The sequence below is a fragment of the Stenotrophomonas sp. WED208 genome, from assembly GCF_040984485.1.
In the GTDB taxonomy this organism is placed as follows: Bacteria; Pseudomonadota; Gammaproteobacteria; order Xanthomonadales; family Xanthomonadaceae; genus Stenotrophomonas; species Stenotrophomonas riyadhensis.
On sequence record NZ_JAZARB010000001.1, the window covers coordinates 4188316 to 4208300 of the forward strand.

Here is a 19985-nt window from a genome sequence, read left to right on the forward strand (position 1 = left end):
GTCCCGGTAGGATGTCCTGAGGGACGAACAGGCATGTGATGGAGCAATGGAATGGTGACGATGTATCTGCTGGTGCGAACGCTGTTCCCGTTGCTGATCTTCGTGCTCGCCTGGATGCTGCTGTCGCGCCTGATCAAGGCCCGCGTCGCCCGCCTTCCGCGCGTCCCCTTGAATCTGCCGGAACACAGCAGCAGCCCACGCAAGAAGGATCGACGCATCTACGAACGCAAGCTGCGGCGCAAGCCAGGGCTGCGTACTGCAACCCTGCCCGCAACCGCCCCGCGCAGCTGGAACTTCGCCGCAGCGATCATTGCTTTGTGCGCACTGATTGCTGCCGCCCTCGTCGTGCCCGATGGCGCACGCTTCCAGGTGATGGTCGAGAGCATCTCCGGCTATCCGTCCACGATTGCGGAAGCACAGGTTCCCGCCACCGCGCAGGCCGCCGTGCTGCAGGCGTGGCAGCCTGTGCTCGCACAGCTGTCGCGGCCGGTGGCCATGCGCTACCCCATCGGGCGAACCGGCGGCGAGCACACCGCACGCGCCACGCTGCCCGTGCAGGTGAGGCACCAGGCTGATCGGCTGCAGATTGCCTCGGCCGTGCCGGTGGATGCCGAGCGACTGCATGCGGAGCTCGCGCGCCTGGCGGGGGTTCCGAGGGAGGCAATCACCGTTCGCCAGAGCCAGATCTCACCTTGGCTGGAATCGGGCTGGACGCCCCTGACCGAACGATAGAGCCGAGCCTAGGCTCGGCGGCGGTTGCAGTGGATCCACGCCACGCGTGGATGGCCGTCATGACGGAGTCAAGCATGGCTCGACTCTGCAGATAGCACTGGCCCACGCTCGGCCTCGATAGATCAGGACTTACGCGGCAGCTTCGCCGCCCACATGTTGTCGACCAGATTGGGGTACGGACGGCCGTTCTCCTCCGCCCGCTGCCGTGCGGCGTCTTTCTGCGCCGGCGACAGCGGCTGCGATTTCTGGCCCTTGGGGTTGGGCATTTTCCAGGGGGGTGTTCGGGGTGCGCGCATGGCCGCAGGATTATTTCTTCAGGAAGTTCAGCAATGCCAGATTGAAGTGATCGGCATGGCTGGTGTTGCAGCCATGTGGCGCACCTTCCAGGATGACGACCTCGCTTCCCGCGATGGCCTGGTGCGTGCGCTGGCCCGAGCCTTCGAACGGCACGATGGCATCACTGTCGCCGTGCAGGATCAGCGTCGGCACGGTGATCTTCTTCAGATCATCGCGGAAGTCAGTCGTAGCGAAGGCCTGCATGCAGCCCAGTGCAGCCGTCTGGTCGGACTGGTGGCACAGCGCGATTGCCGCCTGGCGCTGATCTTCGGTCACCATCAACTTGCCATCGGCGCTGAAGAAATCGCGGGTGAAGCCATCGAAGAAGGCCTCGCGGTCCTGCTCCAGGCCACCGCGCATTTCATCGGCCTTTTCCTGGGTCAGCGGACCTTCCGGGTTGTTGTCGCCACGCAGCAGGCAGGGAGGAACTGCGGCGGCGAACACCACGCTGTGCAGGCGGTCCTGGCCGTGGTTGGCCACGTAGCGCGCCACTTCACCGCCGCCCATCGAGAAGCCGACCAGGGTCACGTTGCATAGGTCGCGCTCCTCGATCAGCGCGGCCAGGTCCGCCGCCAGCGTGTCGTAGTCGTAGCCGTCGGCAGGCTTGTCGGAACGCCCGAAGCCACGGCGGTCGTAGCTGATGACCCGATGCTGGGCATCGCGCAGGATCGACACCTGCGGTTTCCAGGCATCGGCCGACAGCGGCCAGCCATGGATCAGAATCACCGGGCGGCCATCGCCGCCGGTGTCTTCAACGTGCAGGCGGATGCGGGAAGTGGGCATGGGGGCTCCTGTGGAAGGGCAGGGTTGCAGGCTAGGACCCCGGCCCTATGGTGCCCGTGAGGGAATCGAGGCGCGCTATGACATGGCGTGCACAGGCTGAAGGGTGGACCGCACCGCCAAATCCCCGCTCCATCGCGTCCAGCGCCGGTTTCGTCGCAACACGGCGGCAGAGTGCGGTGGACCGTGCCAGCCTGCGCGGACCACTTCCGGGAGATTCGTCATGCTGCTGCTCACCCTGCCCCTGTTGGCCGCCGGCCTGGCTGCCGCCCCGACCGCACCCGACACGTTGCGCGAGCAGATCCGCCAAGCGGACATGCAGCTGTTCGCTGCCGCGTTCGATGCCTGTGACGCCGACAAGGCCGCGTCGATGACCACCGACGACATGGAGTTCTTCCACGACAAGGCCGGCAAGTCCGCCAGCAACCGCGACGACTTCCGCCGCAGCGTGGCCGCGCTGTGTGAAAGCACCCGCGCCAACCACACGCATCTGCGCCGTGAGCTGGTGGAAAGCTCACTGCAGGTGTTTCCGCTGCACGACGAGCGGGCGCTGGAGATCGGCGACCACCGCTTCCACGAGCGCGATGCGAAGGGTGTGGAGCATTGGACCGGCCAGGCCCGCTTCATCCAGGTCTGGCGGCGGGTGGATGGGCAGTGGCAGGTGGAGCGGGTGATCAGCTACGACCATCGGCCGGCGGATTGAGCGGCGCAGCGTCGTGTGACATGCGGCCATACTTCAATGGTTCTGGGTCGCCATCCAACGATGCGCGACAAAGTGTGATCTGTAACGCAGCCTTCTACATGGGTCGCTTGTTGGATCTCGGCTGGTCAACCTTCATCCTTTGCTGGCACATTTGCACCAGAAAGGAGATACACGTCGATGTACTGGATTGACTTCGAGCAGCCAGCCGAAAAGAAGTTCCCCAAGCAGTTGTTGACTCTTGGCATCGCTAAGAGGGACGGCACGGTGTTCCTACCGGCCCTGCTGGCTGAATCCGAGCACGTCGTTCTTATGTGTGCGAAATACAGTCCCACCATAGTAGCGATGCTGGATGGTCACCCCTATGTCCCGGCAGAGTGGATGGCTGAAGAGTTCCCCGAGATTCGCGATAGATGTGATTTCCTCACCACCATCGCGAAGAGCGAGTCCGATCGTCTTGGCCTCTTCAAAGCAGATTGACCTGCGTCCATCCGCACGGCAATAGTCTAATAGTGGTGCTGCCGGGGTAAGCTCGGCGGCACTTTGCGACTTAGATAGAAACCAACCTTTCCCTATGTCCTTGTAGGTAGCGCAACTACTCTGCGTTAAACGGTTTCGGCGCGATCTTCTGCTCCAATCCCCACTGAGCGCGAATTCCATCCGGCAGCGCCTCACTGAAGATCATCACACCATCGTCCGTGAAAGAAATGAGCCAACGGTCGAACAGTCGATCGATGTGGGGTGCAAGCATCAGCCCGTTGTTGCCGTCGAGGCGTTCGTGGTTATCGCTATCGGCCCAGCGCTTGATGTGACTGGCAACAAGGAAATTTGGGTTCGTCGTTCCGGTTACACGACACATCGGTTCGATCTCGCACACGCTACTGCGGAACTTGCCCTGTCCAACGCGCGCGTTGATCAACTGCTTCTTCTGGGTCGTCGAGAGCGTTTCATCGTTCTGAATCGAACGAATTGCACTAGAGATCGGCACCTCCTCGCGCCACTGACGAAGCTCCTCGCGGTCAGTATTCAACAGATCAAGAAGGTCTTCCGCCATCCCCTCTGGCACCGGGCACAGATACGCCTCATTGGCCTTTCCGCTCGCCTTGATGGGGGCGTATTTGTAGGGCAGATGCTGTCCCAGCAGGTCCATGTGATTGCGCACTTCAAGCGGGACTTCGACCAGCTGGTATTGCACCGGCACCGTCCAGCCGTCGTTGTTCCAGTCGCTGTCGGCAGTCTTGAAGCTCTCGGGACGCGCCATTTCGGCGTGCGCTCCACTCACGATGGCAAGAGCCCTGATCTGCTTGTCGGCAAAGGCGAAGACCACGTCGCCTGGCCGTACCAAGGTCATGTTCTCGTAGAAGGCGCTGCGATGGCCGTCGGTCTTTTTCTTTGGCGACCACAGAAAGCCTCCCTTTGCCGAGGCCTCAAAGGTCTTCTTCTGGTTCACCCACCAGTACGCCATCCCTGCTTCCCCCTGTCTCATCTAATTGATGTGGCCTATTGGCCTTAGAGACGGGATAGTACCTTTCGATGTCGTAATCGGCACGCTTTTGCCAAATGCAAAGAAGGCAGGGGAATACCCTGCCTTCGCTACGCCTTAGTGCTGCGGAATGTCTTACAACTGAATCCGCGCCACGCTCTCGTCAGCGCCCTTGTCATCCTTCTCGCCGTTCTTGATGCTCACGAACAACACATTGTTCTTCGCATCCAGCGCCAGGCTGTTCGGGTGGGTCGGCACCTTGTAGGTGGCCACCTTCTGGTAGCTGTCACTGTTGTACGCCGTCACCGTGCCCGCTTCGCGGTTGGTCACGTACAGGCGCTTGCGCGGTGCATCCAGCAGGATGCCCAGCGGGCCAGCGTCGGTCGGGATGCTGGCCAGTTCCTTGCCAGTGCTGCGATCGAGCACCAGCACGCGCTGGCCCGGATGCTTGCTGACCAGGCCGCTGCTCTTGGCCTGGTAGCCACGCAGGAATTCCGAGCCCTGGTCGGTCACGAACAGGCGCTTGCTGGCCGGGTCCAGCGCGATGTTCATCGGCTGCTCGGCGGCGATCTTGTGCTGTGCCACTACCTTGTTCGAATCGGTGCCCACCACCACCAGGTCGGCCAGCAGGTTGCTGGTATAGACGCGCTTGTTGGCCGCATCCAACGCCAGGCCAGGTGCCTTCGCATTGCCCAAGCCGTCGATGGTGTTGATCACTTTCAGCGTGGTGGTATCGATCACGAACAGCACGCTGCTCACGTCCGGCTGGCTGCTGTGGCCGGTCACGTACAGGCGGTTGCCGGCGCTGTCGACCACCAGCTCGCGCAGGTCATGGGTGTAGGCGGCCTTGCCGTCCTTGCCGGTCTTCTTCTCCATCAGCTGGATGGTGCCGAAGGCCTTGTTCTGCGCGGTGTCGACCACGGTCACCGACAGATCCACGGTGTTGCCCACGTACAGGCGGTTGTGGGCGTCGTCGAGCACCACGCCAAAGGCCTTGCGCTCCAGCGGGATACGGGTTTCCACGGCCAGCGTGGCCGGGTTCAGGCGCAGCACCTGGGCCGGGCCGGCGTCATCGCCGAAGCCACCGGACGAGGCCACAAACACGGCGTTCTGTTTCGGGCTGTAGGCCAGTTCGTACAGGCCCTTGGCCACGGCCTGGCGCTGCACGGCGGTAGTGGCACTGGCGGCGGGGGCGTTATCGGCGAACGCGGACGGCACGCCAAGGCTGAGCGAGACGGCAAGGGCCAGGGCGGCCGAGCGGAGAGCGGAATGACGGAACATGCGAGCATCCTTGAAAGGGCACGGGAGGGTGTCCTGGCTCGCTGGGCCGTACGGAGACGGCCGTTCCGGCGTGTGCGCACGGAAAGGCTGGCTGGGGTAGCGGGGGAATGGTAGCAGGTGGGGGGGCGTGGCGTGCGTCTGCGCACGCGTGGCAGGCGTTCGACGTGAGGGCATAGCCCTCCCCAGCCTCGTGCGTTGAAGTCGCGAATTGAGCAGAACGATTGCGGACGATTGGCGTTGCTCGCCTTCCACAACGGCGCTTCATCTCGCCTTTCACCGCTCAAGATCCTCCCGGCGCGGCCGCTAATGCCGTTCAAGCGTCCGTTCGAGAATCCGATGAGCACTGAATACAGCACACCGCCGTCCCAGTCCGCCACCGTCAACCCGATGCGGCTGCCCAATACCCTTCATCTCACCCTGGGGTTGTTCGCACTGGTGCTGGGCCTGGTGCTGCTGCTCGGTGTCAGCAACGCCGAACAGGCGCGCGCCATGGGCCTGGGCCTGGTAGGCCGCGCAGCCACCGGCCTGACGCTGTTGCTGCTGGGCGGCGTGCATGTGGGTGTGGCGATGCGCTACTTCCGCTTCACCGTCATGCCCGGCGAAGCGGGCAAGATCGCCGCGCCGGATGGCGTTTCGGTCAGCAATCACCTGGTGGGGCTGATCAACGACGGCATCACGGTGCGCCAGCGCCCGGATGATCCGCTGTTGTCCATGCTGTACGGCCTCGTTCCGCATCTGATCCATGCACCGTCGGCCATCCGCTGGCATGCTGAAGTGCAGCTGCGCCGCGCGGTCTACCTGGCCGCGGTGTTGATCAGTTTCACGCTGGCCTGGGTATTCGCCCAGCCCGCCGCATTTGCATGGATGGCAGGCCTCTACTTCGCACTTGCAGTGGTGCTGCTGAAGCCGTTCGCCACGCTGGCAGCCATCCGTCGCGGCGCGATGGAAGCCGCACCTGACGCCGTGCCGCCCCCGCGCTGGGGCGCCATGGTTGTCCTGCTGCTGCTCTCCATTGCTGGTCCGCTGGCGATTACGTTGTCGCCAGTGCAGGTGCCCGCTCCACCGTTCGCGGTCAGTACCGTGGTGCTACCAACGATTGCCGTGCTGGGCAGCGCGCTGATCGCCAGTGCATTGTTCACCGTTTCGCTCATCGCACAGACCGGCAGCTACAGCGCTTCTGCCGCACGCCATATCGTGCGTGAGGATCTGCAGATGCCCGATCTGACCGGTGGCCTGCTGGAGCGCCTGAAGACGCGCATGCCCTACCCCAGCGAGTACCACGCCGAGTATCACAACGTCAGCGACGACGCCTACGATGGCCACCTGCTGCTGGAAACCGAGCCGGTGGTACGCGCCGAGCAGAGCACGTCGCGGCTGGGTGATGCCTTCGCGGCCGCGTGGAACTCTGACACGCAGCGCCCACTGCTGGCGCTGGGCCTGTTCGGGCTGGTGCTGGGCCTGGCCGGCGTGGTGTTCGCCTTCGTCTACGCACGCAGCAGCGGCGCTGCAATGATGGGCCTGATCGCCCTGGGCTTCATTTCTTCGGCGCAGTTCGCGTTGGCGTCTGCCCACAAGCTGTGGAACCGCGTGGACTTCCAGTCGACCGTGTACCGCGCGAGCTATCGCGGCACCTTCCACCGCGCCAAGCGCGTGGCGGGAAACGCGTACGCCGGCAATGGCACGCTGGCCGAGGGCGCGGTGCGCTTCGGGCCGCTGCGCGTGGCCGTATGCGTGGCCGAGATCACTTCAGTGGCGTTCGCACGTGGCGGCCGACGGCACGTGACCGCGCTGGACCTGCTGCCCAACGAATCGCAGGCATTGTTCGATGTACTGCAGGACTATACCCGTGATGCACAGGAGCGCGCCGGGCAGTTCTATCAGCAGGAACATCAGGTGCGCGAGGCGATGAGCCACGGCGGACGGCCACCGGAATTGCCGCAGGCACAGCAGCCGGTCGTACCTGTTTGACGAGATGCCCCCAAGGTTTACCTCGGGGGCATTCTTCTTTGATGCGGTACTACGTTAAAGCCTGCGACTCCAAGAACTACCCGCTCACCTGCGCTTTTCAATGCCGCCGAGCTTCGAAAGCGTGTACCGCAGTGACCTTCTCCTGATGTCTTTGGCGCTAAGTGAAAAGTCTTTCGGCTTTCTAAAACATGTAGTGATCAAGCCGCGAAGTGAATGTTCAGTCGCACGGATCACCTATCCGGAGCCCGGGTCGTCAACACGTCTCCGACCATAGGCCCACATTCAATGACACCATCGTCCCCGCGCCGATATGTGATGCCGGCCTTGCAAGCACGCGGTGCCATGTCCCAAACCCATCCCTTGAGCTGACGACTGGCATTGCCAGGCGAATAGAGCGGCATGTTCATGCGCAACCCGTCATCCTCGCCTAGATTGAGCGTGCACATGACGGTGCCTTCGCCTTCACACTCTTCGTCGGGGTCTGGATCGCCGACATGAGTAATGGTCGCCAGAAGGGGGGCGACATGTATCAAAGCTCGTAGCGCATGTGGCAAATTCGTGAATGATGATGCTGCGCGGCCATCGCTAGGCTCTTCTACGAATGGGTCGTCCAGCGTAACGCGACGGAAATAGTGTTCACTTCGCCCCATCACGTCGCGACCGCCGATGGCGGTTGCCATGTCCTCCAACTCATTGGTACGCAGCAGGAAGGTCGTTTCATCTGCATGCATCGCCACCAGTTCATCATCATTGGCGTCACTGCCTAGCGAATAGCTGCGCAGGGTGACGTCCAGCGAAACGATGTCATCTCCCGCGGAGTTACCGGAGATTTCGTAGCAGCCGCTGTAAACACGTATCTCCGTTCGCTCGAACGTCTCGTGATGAATACGCCAGAAGAGCAGACGGTACTGTCCGCTCGGCAATAGCGCCAGCAGCCGATGCCAGTCGATGTAAGAGGACAGATACAGACCAGCGAGTCCCGGGCCTGTTGCAATACCCTCGAACATGGACAGATGTCCGACCGGCAGCGCGTGGGCTACTGTCGTCGGCTTGCCGGCCTTCGGCTTGGGCGAATCAACGGCATCGCGAAGGCGGCGATGCATGTCGAGCCCATCGACCCTTGCGATCCGTAGCATCTGCATGGAAAGCAGCATCTGATCGACTTCGTAGACTTCGCCGGGGGCCAGTGCTTCGCACTCTTCTCTTGCGGTGCGAACCAACGCTGGTGAAATGAGCGATTCGAGCGCTTCCTGCTCACACAGGAGCTCGTTGAAGAAGTCATCGAGACTCCACGCCAGGTCACCCGTCCTTTTTGACACGGGATCGATGTAGACCACATCCTCGTCAGATTCCGTCAGCTTTCGGTAGTAAAGAAGTGTGCCGAAAGGCGTAAGCGCGATGGGAACGCGCCGTACGGTGTCGGGCGGCGAGACGATCCACCGATCGAGCACGGGTTGCCATGGCCGGGGATCGATCAGGGCAAGTTGAAGGTCGCCATAAAATCCGAGACCTTTTCGACGCCACAGTTCGAGAAGGCTGGCAGGAACAACACCCTCATAGGCGGAAACAAGCTCACGGGAAGCCGGCGAAACCTGCCGTGATGGAGGGTGCACCTTTACGAAGCGATGTAGGGTGAGTCGGCGAAGAAAGACCACGCAAGCACCCCTAGAACGTTGGATCTGTGACGGCAAGCAGGCCCAGGTCGTTCATTTCCATTTCGACTTCGTTGGCGCGTTGGATGTGTTCCTTGTTCGACAGATCAAATGCCTGATCAATGGACACCACGATGGAGCCGCCTGGAGCGGGCAGCACGTCTGCGGCCAGAGGGAGCTGCTGTCGACTGACCGCCTGGCGTACGTACGCCATCCAGCCCACGCACTGCCGATGCGGGAAGGTAGCGTACTTGGTCTTATAGAACTGAAATTCACCATCCACCTTGTCGTAGATGTCAGCAAAGGCAAACGTGGTTCCCGGCTCTCCCTCAAGCAATGAAAGCAAGGTCTCTGCAACCAAACGGCTCGGGTTGGCGTGCAACTGATCTGGCCGATACAGGGAGACCGTCATGTACCCCATTGCCGGGATGTAGTCTATTTCGATCAGCCCTGGCCGCCGCTTGGTTCCGTTGTCGTTGACCACGGACGCACTGAATGACGTTGACCCCATTCGATCGGCGCGTTCCCGCAACCTCTCCACAACGGCGTCCTCATCCTCAAAGGGAATGAGCTTCTGCTTAGGTGTGTTCTCCCCGCAGAACCATTCGTTGTTACCAGGGATGCGCCGTAGCGTTGCCAACAGTTGACGGTAGGCGCCACGAAAGTCGGTCTCGACTCGCTGACCGATGTCGAAACGAAGGATCGCGAATATCATGCGTGGACAACCTGCTGAATGTATGGGGTGTGGACACAGACAACGGGTGGCGGAATGCTGGATGAGGCCCATCTATAGACCTCTATCTCCATGAAATGCCATTGCAGCTTTCCTTGCGGCGAAGCGGTGTTGATGGCCGCAATCTGCCGACCAGCCTCCTCAATCATGCCCGGGAATACGAATCGACTTGGGAACCCCAGCTTGGGCGCCCCGTCGTCCCGGGAGAGGAATTGCGCGTAACGGCCCTTCGCATCCACCACGGTACATTGGGCCCTCCAGAAGCCATCGAAGTAGACGCCGCCATACAGCCATTCCAAGAGGTTCAATTGCTCGGCGTCTGGTTGAGATCCGCCCTTGAGTGCGGACCATGCTCGCCCGGCAAGGGATGTGTCGAAATCAGTGATCGGCAAGCCAGTGTTCTTGTCACAATAGCTGAACCTTTCGGGCCCAGCATTCATGTTGGCGATCTGTAACTGGTAGTCCCAATTGACCTTGTTCTCGCGGCGAACCGCTCGACGCGGCACGGCAGGCACCAACACACCTTGATCCAGCTTGCACTGATTGCATTCGGTTGAGCTGCTTTGGTTTGTGCAATCCCCCTCCTTTGCTTGCTCAATTGGTATGACACCAATGGCACGCCGCAACCGCTCCAACGACGCAGAACGCCGAATGACTTCGCCGATAGCTCGCCCTCCAATTGGCAGCGCACTGGCCATCGTCAGTTCCTCCAATTTGTCTGTGCACGGAAGATCGACAACAGATCCTCCGCTGTTAGATTGGGGTTGGCAGCAACCTTCATCTTCAGGACCACGGCGGGTTCTCGCCGCAACAATCCATTGTGGGTCGTGTCTGCTCGCACCCACCGCACCAGAGTCGGCACGCGAGTAATATGCAATTCGTAGGTCGCAAAGTCATACGACTCGCGCACCGCACTCGACAACTGCTGATCCGACGTATGGTGGATATCTTCAGGCATGTCGCGTCGGAGTTCCGCAGCAATGCGTCCGGTAAACGATTCAGGCTCTGGCAAGCGCAGCAGGGCTTCCTGCTCTGCGGTCAGCTCAATAGGCATTCTTCAATATTCCTTTGGCGGTGCACCATTCGGAAAATGGCGCCATGAGACCCTGGAGCTGTTCGCGGGTCAGAACGCACTGCAAGCGCGTGAACACCCTGGGATCCCAGAAGCGAAATAGCGCACGCGAGCCATCGGATAGATGCAAGTCCAGGAACGACTGAAGGTGCGCGAAGACTGTTTCAAAATCACAGCTGCTCTTCAGATGGCTAACACACGGCACACAATCCCCAGTCCCCTCCAGGGCGTTAAGCCACCCATCCAGTGTTGTTACTCCGTCCAGCTTGACCAGCCATGGGCCTACATCAGCGTGCTTGGCCTCCGGTTGGCCACGGAACAAGGAACGGTGCAGGAGATCCTGGGCATAGAAGCGCAACGTGCGAGCGGCATCTGGCCTAACGGCACAGTCAACGATGAGATAGGTATACATGGTTAGTGCTCCAGATATGCCGCAGCGCTCTTGCCAACCTGACAATGCACTGCCTGACCGTCGATAATCAGCGTGCCATCACCCGTGACTCTGGGGAAAACACCCTTGTGCAGCGGGCACACGGCTTTATCACCTATTCGGGCGACTTGCATTCCATCAATGTCTGTATCGGGTGATCCCGTGATGACCGTTCCGCCACCAGTGTTCCTGTGACCTAAAGCGATGAACATTCTTGCTAGTCAACTCTGCATGACTGTCAATGACTTCAGCATTGTGGTCTCGCTGCGCATTGGATTTCACGCTATCACATGATGCGTCTAGCGCCCTGTAGTGAAAGATGAACTGCGATCTCCAACCCATGACTGGAAACGTTGGACTGGATCTATCGCGGAGAATTCAAACCATATCGCAATCGACCCGTTTTCCATTTCGGCGCTGCAGCGGGGCTGTCGTGGTCGGAATTACAGGGCTTTGTTGGCTGTTCCTCGTCAGATGCTTTGGGGCAGCAACTCAACGACACCCGGCACCATCTCACAGCAGAGCATTCGGGCAATGCACAGCGTGAAACAATGCCGTAAGCGTCACCACTCGGGAACGTGCAGATCGTCCCCATCGCCATCTCCAGTCGCCTGCGCGATCTCGACCGCGCCGCGCTTGCGGCGGTGGGGCAATGGCGGTTCGCCTCCCCTCAGGTGGCCACGCCATGCCGATCGGGGGCCGCGTGAGCCTGGTCTTTGCCCGCAGCTCGCCCCGTTCCAGTCCGTGAGATACCGCCACGCCCCCCTTGCCCCGAGGAGGATAACCATGGCCAAGATCGACGCCGAGTGGCTGGAGGACTTTGACGAGGCCCTTCTGGGCCTGTTTGCCGTCGGCCACAGCGATGCAGGCATGGATGAGTACCTGCTCAACTGCTACGCGAATCTGCAACCGCGTGAGGCGGCGATGGCCTTTGGCAACGACTACGATCTGCCCCGCACGCCGTTCCTGTAGCCGATGCCTGCACTGGCGCTGCAGAGTTAAGCCGCGTCCCAATCGGCACGTTTCGCGTTTCGGTGCTGTGGCGGGGCTGTCGTCGCTGAGGTTCCGAGACATCAATGGGATCGGCCCAGAACTCTCCTACATCCGCCTTGGGGATGACGCGGAATAGCTGGGTCAGGACCTGCGCAGCTTTGCCTCGGCAAGCCTTGCCGCCATGTAGTCCGAATCTGCCTGCACGACAGGATTAACGCCCGTCGAGTCGCTGCCCTTTCGTACATCAAAGATAATCTGATACTTGCCCATCACGCCCCACCGCTTGGGTTTGGTTCGGTCATCCAACACTTGTTGCGGGCCGCCGTAATGGCAGTCTACTTCTTGTATTTGTCCACAAATTCCTGCATCTGCTCACGCCTCTCGGGCGCCAGATCCTTGTTCTCATTCAGTTGCTTCTCTACCGCTTTGGCCATGACGCCAGGCCCTTCGGTCACCACATACCGCCCGGCATTCCACAACAGATCGCCCGCAAACGATGCACAGGCTTTCGTGGTCTCGCCTGCGCCAGATGCGTCGCTGATCTTGCGCCACGCCTTTCCCAGCTCCTTGTAGCCCCAGTCCATGATCCCCCCTGAAGTGTTCAAGTATCACGCTACACCTGGCTAACCCGCGCCCGTAGCTGCTTGGTGGCTTACGCCATGGGTAGCACGACGTCATTGGGTGTAAGGCGAAAACGCAGCAGCTCTATTCCAAGCTCTTCCAGCGCTTCCTCAATACCAGCCGGCAATACTCCTTCTTCCGGCAGGACGAGCACGCGGCGACCGGCTCGCACGCCGTGCACCATCAACTGCCCGATTCCAGCATAAACACTCGACCGATCGGTCGAAGTTTTTATCTCAAAGACGTCCTCAAGTTGATCGCCCTTGGCGACACCCAGGTCAATCAGCACGTTCTTCACCAGCCGTCGCCCTCGCTTGAGGCCCGCTTCCTGAAGCCACGTGCTCAGCGCATCGACCACCTCGCCGTGCCGCGATATGTAATCCAGCACGCGGCCGCGATGGCCGGAACGGGGGCCCATGGGCTCGGCGTAGTACTCCCGCAATTGCGCCAATCGGCGCTGGAATTCGGGTGAGTCCACTTCGCCTTCGCGTACAGCATCCTTGAACGCTGCAACTATGCCTACGTAGCGCAGCAACGTGCGCGCAGCACCCTTGCCCCCCACCGGCCCCATCAGCACGCCCTCACGATAGGCGCCCTCCGAGTCCATCACTTGGCGCAGGGGTTCGTTGCTCCAGGCAAGAAATGCTTCTTTGCCCACACCTGTCCGGCCACCACCGATCCGCGCAGAGTGAAAAAGGTAGATCCGGCCAGTGTCCGAATCGCGGGCGAAGAATCCGCCTACTCGATCATTGCGGCCTTCTTCTACGACATTGACCTCGACGGTGATGCTGACACCATCATTGTCAGAATAGAGACCAAACCAGTTCAACCGGCGCGGGGTCGTGGTGGAGCCCGCCTTCAGCGCGCCGGGCCAATACCAGTACTTGCCGAAGGTCTTGATCGTTTCGCCCGGGCGTCGACCACCGGGATAACCGATATCACGAACCACGTTACCGTCGCTTTGTTGTTCCAGCGTCAGCTCAAGCAGCTCCTGGGCGCGCGCGATCTCTGCACGCTGTTCAAGCATGATGAACATCAACATCCCCTGTCATTTAACGGTTTCCTTCAGGCCATCTGTCAGCGCCAGCGTCCTGGGAAGATCATAGCAGTGGCGCCCTCACGGCAACTCAGGCGAACTGACCCCGCAAGAGGAACATTGAATCTCTCAGCGCCGCCCATTCTCAATCTAAAGATTAGTGAGGTCGTGCCGATAGGTCATGCCTCCAGACTGGCCAACCGCCAATAGCAGGGCCATCAGCCGGTAGAGATTTCGCCCTCTTTTGGCACCAGGGAATTCGCTTGGAACCCGTGTTCTCGGGCGAGTTCCGCAGGGGTTTTCAATGCCAGTGCACTGTGGGGCGCTCCTCTTCATCGCCTGAATCCTCGTGATCCGCGGGGGCCCATGCGGGACGAAGTCTCCAATTTACGCTGGCCCGGTTTTTCGGGGGTGGGTCACGATCAGGAACTGCGCTGATCAGACCCAGGCGAAGGCTGTGCCTGCAAAAAGCGGCATGCCTGTACGTTGATCTCAACGAAGGCATCCCAAGACATTGTTGCCGCATAGTGCCTCTGGAATTGAAGATCGACCCGACAAATGTCGGGCCGATCTTCGTATATGCCACAGCGCCGCTGCTCTTCGCAGTAGTGGCGGCATACCCCATCCCCTCGGTCCAAGTAGCGCGTCTGTTCAGCCACATGGACCTGCTGGCAACAAAGTCCGCAGCCGCTGCACGGAAACGGCGCGTTCACGCCCTGGCCAGTCCAGAAAGCCACGCGCGCGTGCCAGATACGTTGCCAACCTCGTATGGCAATGCAATGCCACGTCGCTCGATCTCAATCGCCAGCACCAACGAGCGCTCAAACTCGGCATTGCAGGCCGTCAGGTCCTGTGCAAACTCAACCATCGCGCACGGATCAACATTCAGTTCAATGGCTGCCAGTTCCATCAGGTAGGTATCAAGTCGCCGATTGATCTCAATGAAGTCCGCCAGGGTCTGGACATGTGCGCTGCGCGCCATGAAGTCCCAAATCTTGGCAGCCAAAGGGCTATGCAGAAGTGACCAGGTCAAGCCCAACGTCACCACGCCACTCACCAGTGCGGCCAGGAACGAAACCAGCGGTCCGCCGATGATGGGGGTCGCAGAAAGCGCTGCCAGCTGGCTCAGAACCAGTGAGGCCGCTATCGCTCCTGCGCCCACAGTGAGTGCTTCCAGTGCTGCCCGCTTCTGATCGATGTCATTCAACCTGCCAGGATTGAGGCACATGATCTTGATCGACTTCACCAACGATCCCCACATTTCGCGGACGATCTTGGCGGTATTCTTGGCCGACCTTGCGAAGATGTTGAAGACCGTCGTAGTTATGCTGGCCGCAACGCCGCCAAGGAAGGAATCTCCAAATTCTGCAAGCAAGTCGCGGAATCGGCGCTGGACTCTGCGCCAGATACCACTGAGCAGCGCACTGACCCTATGAAGAAATCGCTCAAACGTGAAGCGCCTCTTCAAGCCTTTCAGGGCTGACGGAAGTTTGGCTCGCAACTCAAACCAAACCTCACTTGCAATCAACCCCAGGACCTGGCGCAACCCCATACGCAACCCGACGTTCGCGGACGCATACGCAGTATTCTTAAGGAACTTGCTACCGGTGTAGTAAGCGACATTGACCTCCCGCTCATAGGCATCGCGCGCTTCAGCATCACGCTGACGCATTCCCTCCTGGTCAATGTCCTTCAGCGTGTCATTGCGCTTCTCAACCTTGGCAATACCAGCCTCCAGGGTTCTTGCGTGATGCTGCTGTTCCGGGGTGTCGCGCGGCAACGCATCCAGCTCCCGCTTCCACGCCGCGATCTTCCGCTCATTCTCCTTGATAGTTCTGGAGACGTCGGCCAGATACGCATCGATCGGCTTGGCGCCTTTGGATGAGTTCATGGTCTGGTGCGTTGACTGCAGGTTGCTGGATCGGTTGGCAAGCTCTACGCCATCCAGCTCCGCCAGCACGCGCCCGGGATCGTTATGAACCTCCTTGGCCGCGATGACATGATCCAAGGCACGCTTGTCCTCCGCGCCCATGGTCTTCCCACGATAGGGGTCACTGAGCGTGCCTGCCTGGTGACTCGCTTTGTCGGCCCTGCCCTGTTCCCTATAGTTCGCATGGGTGTGATAAGCCGTGGCGTCGTACTTCTCCTGGTCTTCATACCGCCGTCTCTCGGTATTGGCGGCACCGCTGTCACCATCCGCCACGTAGTGCCCCTGGCGAACATTGTGGATGGTGTCCACATCCCCACCCTGTTTATCCTGCAGCAACAGGAAGTCGAGGCCAAAGCTGGTTGCCAGGCTGTTCACGACGGTCTTCTCCAACTGGGGCATCCAGTCGAAATCGTGATCTGCATACGATGAGGTCATGGGATAGTCCAAATTGGGAGATCTGATGAAGGTGGCGGATGACACGCACCCGCCACTGAATACTTACTGGGCGTTGAACCGCATTGCGCTGTTGCGACCTTCAGCCAATGCCGCGTCAATGCCGTCCTTGTTGAGGATCATCGATCCATCCGCGTCGGTCTCCATCTGCGGCACGCCATCGGTGCTTACCACTACATCGCCGTCCTTCATCTTGACCTTGAACAGCGGGGTAGAAATGATGTCGGTGAGGATCGCCGCCAACGCGTAGCCATTCCCGATGGCCAGCATGATTTCGTCCTCGAACTTCGAAAGCTCTTCATCGACGTTTCGATCCAGACGGCTCAGACCGCTGACGAGACTGTCCATGCCCTCCAGAGTATCGAGGTAGCGCTCGAAGCTGACACGGATCTCTTCCAGCGCGGCCTTGACCTTGCGCGCGGACAGCGCGGTGCTCGCAAGCGAAACGCCTGCCTTTTCCATCTTGGAAACAGCCTTGTCGACCTCAATGCTGGACTGCTTGGCATTCTTCAGCGCCTTGTCGCCGTGGCTGTCGTAGGCCCAACCCGCAATCGCAAAGATGGGGGCGGCCACTGCAGCCCCCAGGATGGCCGTCCCGCCTGCGATACCCAGCCCACCAGCAGCCAGCGAGCCCCCACCGATAGCCGCCAGCGTCGCGTTCGTCGCCGCAACACCCGCCAGACTGGAGATTGCAGTACCCGTGGATGCCGCAGCAAACGTCATCACGCCGCCATACACGGCGAAGCCAGCGGCGACACCACCAGCACCCGCGCCGGCAATGCTCCCCAGCACACCCACCGCGGAGTACGCATAGGCTTCGATCTTCTGCAACGTGTGGCGCGGCAGCTTGACCTCGAGCTTCAGATCACGACTCTGGTTGAGCTGCTGCAGCAATGCTGCCGACAGCAATGAGAAACGCTCGAAGTCCTTTCCGATACTCAGTTCCAATTGTCCGAGCGCATCGAGTGAGTCAAGTGCCTTAGCCTCGTGGCGATCGAACTGCTCACGGCGAACCTGGTAACGCGAGCGCGCGGCGTCGGCGATATCGTCCGATTCACTGTGCTTCTTATAGCCGTCGTAAGCCTTCTTGGCGCCAACCGAGAGGGCCGCCGCAGCGCCGAGACCGATGATGATAGGGAGGGGCATGTCCGTGTTTCCTGGCAGTGGTGGTGGTTTCGGGTATGAACAGCGTTGGGGGTGTGAATCAGGCGTCGGTCAGCAAGTAGGCCGCAGCAGCGCTTTGCACGCGGGTGGCGATGCTCCGACGGAGGGAGTCCGGCTCAACTACACGGATGCGCTCGGCCTGGGCCAGAATCCAAGTGATCATCTCTTGGTCATCAGGCACCTGGACCCGCAGCCGTTGCCAGTCACTTCCTTCGATGACCTGCAGTTGCTGCCCGTTGGCAAGCGGCGTTTCTGCCAGGGCCCAGGCTAGATGCGGATGCACTTCGGCATGCAGCTCTGTAGTCCCGATACTATTGCGAGGGCTGAAGGCCGCCGACTGGAGATAGCTCGGCATATCGAAGCCACGATCGTCGGCTTCCTCCTCCTGTACAGAGATGTCCAGGATGCGATGCAAGGCATAGTGGCGAAAATCATCAAAGTCGCCGACGCGAGCAATCAGATAAGTCGTCGCTCCGCGCGATGCCAGTCCCGCGGGATGAAGCAACAGTTCTACCGGCGTCTCCTTTGCGCGGCTGAGATACCGAACCTGAAGTACGCGACCGGCGAGTAGACCGGTAGCAACGCGGTCCCAGATCTCCGGCACAACCGAAGCAGGTAGAAGCGGCTTCACGGGGGGGACTACCCGAACACGCCGAGACCACTGCGAAAGGCCGTTGTGGTCCATCGCCTGCAGCAAAGCGCGGGACTCGTTGAAATGCGGATCCAGCAGATCGAGAACGGTAGGCGGTAGGATATGGCGAAGGTGCTCCTCCGCCATGGTCATCGCCAACGCCGCCGCCGGACTGATGGAGGGGACCGTCGTCTGGGCGTCTACAGCAAATGACCATCGATAGGGACGCAAGCGACGCACAGCCTCATCACTGTCTTCTGAGCTGCATACCAGCTGGAAGAGCGTACTCAGCTTTCCCGAGAGATCGCGCTGCAACGAGCGCAAGTTAATATCAAACCCCTCCGCCCACAGCGCATCACGCAGTTCAACTGTGGAGATGCTGCGCGGATAGCGCGGGATCAGGCGCAACAGGACAAGATTCCTGGCGAGTGGGTCCTTGTTTGAGCGTTGACTCATGGTTCCTTGCTGGGCCCGACCTAAGTCGTCGCCCCCCCTCAAAGTGTGGGAACAGACTGCGGGGAGCACGCGACAATCCGTGTCGCCTCATACTGATCAGTACGACTGAGATTCAAATGATCGGTGTTGAGTGCGTGGCGCGTGCTTGGGTACAGGCGTCGTTGCCCGTTACCGCGCAGCCGTGGGCAAGGCCATCGGCTTGGTGCACCGAAGTTGAGGCGGGTCAAAAACCATAGAAAGATTGGCGGCGCAAGGCGCGCCTGGGCCGTGCGACAGTATCCCTGCCGCCACGAGAGAATTCCCTTTCATCTTCAGCCCCCCTGTGGGCCAATCCATTTTTGCAGAGTCTACGACATTGGAACGACAGGATGGCCCTGATTTCCATAGGAATTTATGCAACTCATGGAGACCAGAAACAAGCCTAAAGATCCTCTGTGCGGCGCCGCTAACTTCCTAATCGAAAATGCGCTGACAATCTGAAGCCGAGATCCGGGCATTTACGACAGCTCTCTACATCCGGGCGCCTTCGACGACTCATTAAGAATTTCGCGGCAATCTGCGTTCGGCACCGCACTCGCTGGTACTTCTGCTGTCGATCCACCTCATCGGCAATGGCCAGGGCGACTTCGCTGATAAGGCACACGCAATGTCTGTGGCTGCGGACCACTGAGACGCCGGCATGGATGAGTACCTGCTGGGCTGCTACGCAGACCTGCCGCCGGGCGAGGCGGCGCTGGCGTTCGGCAGCGACTACGACCTGGAGCGCGACGATGCGCTGTGGCCACGACCAGGTGCGCCTGTATGACCCGTGCAGCAGTACGGCCCCTAGCATTCAAGGCAAGCGATGCCAGGGTGTGGCCGCTATGCTGGTAGCGCACCGGAATGGAAAGCACGTATGCCCCGTTTGAACACCGCCCTGGCACTGACCCTCGTTCTGATGCTGCTGGGCGCCACACCTGCCATGGCCATGGCGGCAGACCCGCGGGTTTCCACTGAAGTGTTCGTAGAGGCCGGTGACAACCCCACCTTCAAGCTGCAGCAGGCACCCGCCTTTGTGTATTCAACGGCCCTCGCCACGCCGCCCGACACCTTCCTGCAGGCTCCCATGGCGGTGCTGCTGGTTGCTCAATTGGATGAGCTGGGCCACGTTTCCAACGTGATGGTGGCGCGGTCCAGCGGACTGCGGGAGCTCGATCGTGCGGCCCTTGCCGCAGTGGACCAATGGCGCTTTGATCCGGTCGTGGTTGAGGGCGTCGCGTTGCATGCGCGGGTACGGGTACGTCTGACCTTCGTGCCCACGGCCGAGGCGTCGCCCGGCTGAATCGCTGGTCCAATCTGTCGCGATTGGCTCTAGGCCATCGCCCTGGCTGCGGGCTTTCCTGCGCTTGGAGCCAATAGCGCCAAGCCCTTCAAGACCGTTGCAGCGCAATCGCTTGCTGGCTTAACACCGTGTGCGACAATGCCGAAAGCGTCAGGACTGGCAATCATCAGTCCTGTGGTTTCTTGGCATTTGGTTGCTGCACGGGTATCTCTT

23 protein-coding genes are annotated in these 19985 nt (G+C 60.5%); 8 read left to right on the forward strand and 15 right to left on the reverse strand.

Annotated features, from left to right (window positions below; translation table 11 throughout):
- Positions 1 to 51: 51 nt before the first annotated feature.
- Entirely contained in the window at positions 52 to 732 is a 681-nt protein-coding gene (locus VPH47_RS19115; protein WP_368851501.1) for a hypothetical protein, read from the forward strand.
- Positions 733 to 854: 122 nt separating this feature from the next.
- Here VPH47_RS19115 and VPH47_RS19120 read toward each other — a convergent pair whose 3' ends face one another.
- Complete coding sequence (locus tag VPH47_RS19120) at positions 855 to 998, reverse strand: hypothetical protein (RefSeq protein WP_162621973.1); 144 nt, start codon at positions 996 to 998, stop codon at positions 855 to 857.
- Between the two features lie 40 nt (positions 999 to 1038).
- Entirely contained in the window at positions 1039 to 1851 is an 813-nt protein-coding gene (locus VPH47_RS19125) for an alpha/beta fold hydrolase (protein WP_368851502.1), read from the reverse strand.
- Positions 1852 to 2071: 220 nt separating this feature from the next.
- Between VPH47_RS19125 and VPH47_RS19130 the strand changes: the two genes are divergently transcribed.
- Together VPH47_RS19130 and VPH47_RS19135 are read left to right on the forward strand one after the other, a co-directional pair.
- Positions 2072 to 2551 (forward strand): DUF4440 domain-containing protein, encoded by a 480-nt coding sequence (locus VPH47_RS19130; RefSeq protein ID WP_164161749.1) that lies wholly within the window; start codon positions 2072 to 2074, stop codon positions 2549 to 2551.
- A gap of 177 nt (positions 2552 to 2728) precedes the next feature.
- Positions 2729 to 3028, forward strand: coding sequence for a hypothetical protein (locus VPH47_RS19135; RefSeq protein ID WP_350259799.1), 300 nt, complete (start codon positions 2729 to 2731; stop codon positions 3026 to 3028).
- A 115-nt stretch (positions 3029 to 3143) separates the two neighbouring features.
- Here VPH47_RS19135 and VPH47_RS19140 read toward each other — a convergent pair whose 3' ends face one another.
- Together VPH47_RS19140 and VPH47_RS19145 are read right to left on the reverse strand one after the other, a co-directional pair.
- A complete protein-coding gene (locus VPH47_RS19140) occupies positions 3144 to 3998 on the reverse strand; it encodes an HNH endonuclease (protein WP_368851504.1) in 855 nt (284 codons plus the stop codon).
- A 168-nt stretch (positions 3999 to 4166) separates the two neighbouring features.
- The gene (locus VPH47_RS19145; RefSeq protein WP_368851505.1) at positions 4167 to 5312 is read right to left on the reverse strand and encodes a YncE family protein; all 1146 of its coding nucleotides are present in this window, start codon (positions 5310 to 5312) and stop codon (positions 4167 to 4169) included.
- A gap of 336 nt (positions 5313 to 5648) precedes the next feature.
- On the opposite strand from VPH47_RS19145, the gene VPH47_RS19150 reads away from it, so the two are divergent.
- On the forward strand, positions 5649 to 7280 hold the full coding sequence (locus tag VPH47_RS19150) for a hypothetical protein (protein ID WP_368851506.1): 1632 nt from the start codon (positions 5649 to 5651) through the stop codon (positions 7278 to 7280).
- Between the two features lie 230 nt (positions 7281 to 7510).
- Here the strand turns inward: VPH47_RS19150 and VPH47_RS19155 are convergent, their stop codons facing one another.
- From VPH47_RS19155 to VPH47_RS19180, 6 genes are read right to left on the reverse strand one after another with little or no spacing between them, the layout of a single operon-like run.
- Complete coding sequence (locus VPH47_RS19155; RefSeq protein WP_368851507.1) at positions 7511 to 8935, reverse strand: GAD-like domain-containing protein; 1425 nt, start codon at positions 8933 to 8935, stop codon at positions 7511 to 7513.
- A 10-nt stretch (positions 8936 to 8945) separates the two neighbouring features.
- Positions 8946 to 9647 (reverse strand): Imm52 family immunity protein, encoded by a 702-nt coding sequence (locus VPH47_RS19160; protein WP_180854863.1) that lies wholly within the window; start codon positions 9645 to 9647, stop codon positions 8946 to 8948.
- Positions 9644 to 10363 (reverse strand): Tox-REase-5 domain-containing protein, encoded by a 720-nt coding sequence (locus tag VPH47_RS19165; protein ID WP_368851509.1) that lies wholly within the window; start codon positions 10361 to 10363, stop codon positions 9644 to 9646. Before VPH47_RS19165 ends, VPH47_RS19160 begins: the two co-directional genes overlap by 4 nt.
- A 2-nt stretch (positions 10364 to 10365) precedes the next feature.
- Positions 10366 to 10719 (reverse strand): hypothetical protein, encoded by a 354-nt coding sequence (locus tag VPH47_RS19170; RefSeq protein WP_263469223.1) that lies wholly within the window; start codon positions 10717 to 10719, stop codon positions 10366 to 10368.
- The gene (locus VPH47_RS19175; RefSeq protein ID WP_368851510.1) at positions 10709 to 11149 is read right to left on the reverse strand and encodes a DUF4123 domain-containing protein; all 441 of its coding nucleotides are present in this window, start codon (positions 11147 to 11149) and stop codon (positions 10709 to 10711) included. The genes VPH47_RS19170 and VPH47_RS19175 overlap by 11 nt, the downstream gene beginning before the upstream one ends.
- Before the next feature lie 2 nt (positions 11150 to 11151).
- Positions 11152 to 11379 carry a PAAR domain-containing protein gene (locus VPH47_RS19180; protein ID WP_368851511.1) on the reverse strand — a complete coding sequence of 76 codons (228 nt, stop codon included), beginning with the start codon at positions 11377 to 11379 and terminating at the stop codon, positions 11152 to 11154.
- Positions 11380 to 11745: 366 nt separating this feature from the next.
- On the opposite strand from VPH47_RS19180, the gene VPH47_RS19185 reads away from it, so the two are divergent.
- Together VPH47_RS19185 and VPH47_RS19190 are read left to right on the forward strand one after the other, a co-directional pair.
- The gene (locus VPH47_RS19185; RefSeq protein ID WP_368851512.1) at positions 11746 to 11874 is read left to right on the forward strand and encodes a hypothetical protein; all 129 of its coding nucleotides are present in this window, start codon (positions 11746 to 11748) and stop codon (positions 11872 to 11874) included.
- Between the two features lie 79 nt (positions 11875 to 11953).
- The gene (locus VPH47_RS19190; RefSeq protein WP_368851513.1) at positions 11954 to 12139 is read left to right on the forward strand and encodes a hypothetical protein; all 186 of its coding nucleotides are present in this window, start codon (positions 11954 to 11956) and stop codon (positions 12137 to 12139) included.
- 356 nt (positions 12140 to 12495) lie between these two features.
- Here the strand turns inward: VPH47_RS19190 and VPH47_RS19195 are convergent, their stop codons facing one another.
- The 5 genes from VPH47_RS19195 to VPH47_RS19215 all read right to left on the reverse strand — a co-directional run bounded on the left by VPH47_RS19195 (position 12496) and on the right by VPH47_RS19215 (position 18451).
- A complete protein-coding gene (locus VPH47_RS19195; RefSeq protein WP_368851515.1) occupies positions 12496 to 12744 on the reverse strand; it encodes a hypothetical protein in 249 nt (82 codons plus the stop codon).
- Positions 12745 to 12812: 68 nt separating this feature from the next.
- The gene (locus VPH47_RS19200) at positions 12813 to 13823 is read right to left on the reverse strand and encodes a hypothetical protein (RefSeq protein WP_368851516.1); all 1011 of its coding nucleotides are present in this window, start codon (positions 13821 to 13823) and stop codon (positions 12813 to 12815) included.
- Positions 13824 to 14526: 703 nt separating this feature from the next.
- Positions 14527 to 16182 (reverse strand): hypothetical protein, encoded by a 1656-nt coding sequence (locus VPH47_RS19205; RefSeq protein ID WP_368851517.1) that lies wholly within the window; start codon positions 16180 to 16182, stop codon positions 14527 to 14529.
- Between the two features lie 63 nt (positions 16183 to 16245).
- Positions 16246 to 17346 carry a chemotaxis protein gene (locus VPH47_RS19210; protein WP_180854870.1) on the reverse strand — a complete coding sequence of 367 codons (1101 nt, stop codon included), beginning with the start codon at positions 17344 to 17346 and terminating at the stop codon, positions 16246 to 16248.
- A gap of 58 nt (positions 17347 to 17404) precedes the next feature.
- A complete protein-coding gene (locus tag VPH47_RS19215; RefSeq protein WP_368851518.1) occupies positions 17405 to 18451 on the reverse strand; it encodes a helix-turn-helix transcriptional regulator in 1047 nt (348 codons plus the stop codon).
- 679 nt (positions 18452 to 19130) lie between these two features.
- On the opposite strand from VPH47_RS19215, the gene VPH47_RS19220 reads away from it, so the two are divergent.
- Positions 19131 to 19256 (forward strand): hypothetical protein, encoded by a 126-nt coding sequence (locus VPH47_RS19220; RefSeq protein ID WP_368851607.1) that lies wholly within the window; start codon positions 19131 to 19133, stop codon positions 19254 to 19256.
- 90 nt (positions 19257 to 19346) lie between these two features.
- Positions 19347 to 19772 carry an energy transducer TonB gene (locus VPH47_RS19225; protein WP_368851519.1) on the forward strand — a complete coding sequence of 142 codons (426 nt, stop codon included), beginning with the start codon at positions 19347 to 19349 and terminating at the stop codon, positions 19770 to 19772.
- The last annotated feature ends 213 nt before the right edge of the window (positions 19773 to 19985 follow it).

Coding starts and splice junctions, on each gene's coding strand:
- VPH47_RS19160 (WP_180854863.1), bottom strand. CDS start 9,647: ATGATATTCGCGATCCTTCGTTTCGACATCGGTCAGCGAGTCGAGACC.
- VPH47_RS19145 (WP_368851505.1), bottom strand. CDS start 5,312: ATGTTCCGTCATTCCGCTCTCCGCTCGGCCGCCCTGGCCCTTGCCGTC.
- VPH47_RS19190 (WP_368851513.1), top strand. CDS start 11,954: ATGGCCAAGATCGACGCCGAGTGGCTGGAGGACTTTGACGAGGCCCTT.
- VPH47_RS19165 (WP_368851509.1), bottom strand. CDS start 10,363: ATGGCCAGTGCGCTGCCAATTGGAGGGCGAGCTATCGGCGAAGTCATT.
- VPH47_RS19210 (WP_180854870.1), bottom strand. CDS start 17,346: ATGCCCCTCCCTATCATCATCGGTCTCGGCGCTGCGGCGGCCCTCTCG.
- VPH47_RS19170 (WP_263469223.1), bottom strand. CDS start 10,719: ATGCCTATTGAGCTGACCGCAGAGCAGGAAGCCCTGCTGCGCTTGCCA.
- VPH47_RS19200 (WP_368851516.1), bottom strand. CDS start 13,823: ATGTTGATGTTCATCATGCTTGAACAGCGTGCAGAGATCGCGCGCGCC.
- VPH47_RS19195 (WP_368851515.1), bottom strand. CDS start 12,744: ATGGACTGGGGCTACAAGGAGCTGGGAAAGGCGTGGCGCAAGATCAGC.
- VPH47_RS19205 (WP_368851517.1), bottom strand. CDS start 16,182: ATGACCTCATCGTATGCAGATCACGATTTCGACTGGATGCCCCAGTTG.
- VPH47_RS19215 (WP_368851518.1), bottom strand. CDS start 18,451: ATGAGTCAACGCTCAAACAAGGACCCACTCGCCAGGAATCTTGTCCTG.
- VPH47_RS19150 (WP_368851506.1), top strand. CDS start 5,649: ATGAGCACTGAATACAGCACACCGCCGTCCCAGTCCGCCACCGTCAAC.
- VPH47_RS19115 (WP_368851501.1), top strand. CDS start 52: ATGGTGACGATGTATCTGCTGGTGCGAACGCTGTTCCCGTTGCTGATC.
- VPH47_RS19120 (WP_162621973.1), bottom strand. CDS start 998: ATGCCCAACCCCAAGGGCCAGAAATCGCAGCCGCTGTCGCCGGCGCAG.
- VPH47_RS19225 (WP_368851519.1), top strand. CDS start 19,347: ATGCCCCGTTTGAACACCGCCCTGGCACTGACCCTCGTTCTGATGCTG.
- VPH47_RS19220 (WP_368851607.1), top strand. CDS start 19,131: ATGGATGAGTACCTGCTGGGCTGCTACGCAGACCTGCCGCCGGGCGAG.
- VPH47_RS19180 (WP_368851511.1), bottom strand. CDS start 11,379: ATGTTCATCGCTTTAGGTCACAGGAACACTGGTGGCGGAACGGTCATC.
- VPH47_RS19130 (WP_164161749.1), top strand. CDS start 2,072: ATGCTGCTGCTCACCCTGCCCCTGTTGGCCGCCGGCCTGGCTGCCGCC.
- VPH47_RS19175 (WP_368851510.1), bottom strand. CDS start 11,149: ATGTATACCTATCTCATCGTTGACTGTGCCGTTAGGCCAGATGCCGCT.
- VPH47_RS19135 (WP_350259799.1), top strand. CDS start 2,729: ATGTACTGGATTGACTTCGAGCAGCCAGCCGAAAAGAAGTTCCCCAAG.
- VPH47_RS19125 (WP_368851502.1), bottom strand. CDS start 1,851: ATGCCCACTTCCCGCATCCGCCTGCACGTTGAAGACACCGGCGGCGAT.